This window comes from Xenorhabdus sp. SGI240 (assembly GCF_040081915.1).
In the GTDB taxonomy this organism is placed as follows: Bacteria; Pseudomonadota; Gammaproteobacteria; order Enterobacterales; family Enterobacteriaceae; genus Xenorhabdus; species Xenorhabdus bakwenae.
Genome location: NZ_JBEBMB010000166.1, coordinates 1 through 1,857 on the forward strand (window position 1 = coordinate 1; position 1,857 = coordinate 1,857).

At 44.6% G+C, this 1,857-nt stretch carries 2 pseudogenes; both read right to left on the bottom strand.

The features are described from left to right. Positions 1 to 304 precede the first annotated feature (304 nt). A pseudogene (locus tag ABLA76_RS18010) lies at positions 305 to 1,414 on the bottom strand (ISAs1 family transposase). An 88-nt stretch (positions 1,415 to 1,502) separates the two neighbouring features. After that, positions 1,503 to 1,709 (bottom strand): annotated as a pseudogene (locus ABLA76_RS18015) (Arm DNA-binding domain-containing protein); the annotation flags it as partial. Positions 1,710 to 1,857 lie beyond the last annotated feature (148 nt).

Sequence of the window (1,857 nt, forward strand, 5' to 3'; positions counted from 1 at the left end):
AAAGTCGAGCATCGCGTTAGAAAGTAAAAATCCACCTTCATAGAAGGTGGCATTGATTTCGTCCCAGAGGGGCGTACTAAAATCCCTAAAAACAAGCCTCTGCCACTGCTGTTATTTTAAAATCTAAAAACCAATAAGGCAGAGCCAAAACCTGTTGCTGACCACCTCCTCAGGAGGTGGTTTTCAGTTATGAATAAAAATACGAAAGTTATTGATAAAGAAAAATTCTGTAATATTTATACGGAAGAACTACTTATGGTCTCTTCACCTAAATCACAGGGCGCGAGCATGCTTTGATGAATATTCAACCAAAGAAAACTCTTGCCCTATAATCATCACACCAACCCGCTTTTTTAAGTTTGTTCCTTTGGCTGGGTGCCCCACAATCGCATTGTTTGACCAGATTCAACACAATTCGCCGAAATAATGCCAGATTCTCAACCGCACCATCCAGAACAATTCTTGAATCATCTTCTTTAAAAACTACATCAAGGATATAGGGCTGACCATTCTCAATTCGCCAATGTTGACGAATATAGTGCCCCAATAACTTATGCTTGGGTGAAAGAGAACTCACGTAATAAGAAGTCTCCACCGTTCCTTTGCCGTTTTGTGTCCGGTGACGTTCAACCGCAATCACACTGCGGATCGTTGGCCACTTGTCGGCCAGTTCTGGCTCGAATTTTGCCTTTAACTGAAACACATAGCGCTCTTCACGTCGGCCATGGGCTTCTTGTTTAACTTCCGTGATAATTTTCTCTTTACCCGCATCAAACACCGCCTGAAATTGAGATTGGACGGCTTCCCACAGATGGGGCTGATTTTTCTTCACCTGAACAACAACATGGGCTTTTTTTTCACTGATTTTCTCCAGTGTTTGGCGCTGACAATGCAAGGCATCTAGCGTGACTATGCTGCCTTTCAGGTCAAGAAGCTCTAGCATCTGCCGTACGATACTGATTTCACCGTTTTTCGTAGCGGTCGCTTTCTGGCTCAGAACTAACCCCCGCTCCGTATCATACGCCGTGACCAGCTGAACGGCATTTTTCCTTTCATTACGGTAGGCGTGTCGCAGAACTTTTCCATCAAAGGCAATGACCGGTTTTCCTCCCTGTTCACGTTGCTCGTTGATCCAGTTGAGTAAAGCGTCCAGCAGGGAATCGAGCTCAATAGCGCGCACTATCCTGGCAATCGTGTGTCGACGGGGTATTCCACTGAGAAAAGAACGATATTTTCTCAGTCATTTAATTTTAGCACGACCATAAGTTTCAATATCTTGCCAGCCTTCGGCGCCGGCCAGAATGGCACTGATGACAAGAAAAATGACATCAACCAGCTCGTATTGACGATTGATATCAGAACGGGTTTCTTTCACAACGGTTAAATATTCAATCAGGGTCTGGTTCGGATTCATGGGCGAGCATTCAAAGAAGAAATAAGAATAATTAGATCACGTAATTACTGTTCATTCAATAGGCGTTAAAAGTATGCTCTCGCCCTGGTTTAGCGCGGGCATCGGCTAATGACACGGCCGGATAAACGCCGAACGCCAGGCGGTCTTCTTTCTTATCGGTGGGGCGGTAATACTTCATTCTCCAGTATTTTGAGCCGCGCGCTGAGACTTCTAAATAGAGACCACCGCCATCGGCGAGTTTATAGGTTTTTCCTTTGGGTTTTGCAGTTTCGATTTGTCGTGCGTTAAGTTTCATTATTAAGGGCATTCCGGTAATCGAACGGTAAGTGCCCCGAATTATGCCCTTCGCTGCATCTTGATTGCAACAGACGAAACTAGACCTAAAAATAAGAAAGGGTATTGATTTTGCTGGGTTTGACAGAAATTGTTTTACTGGGCTGGAC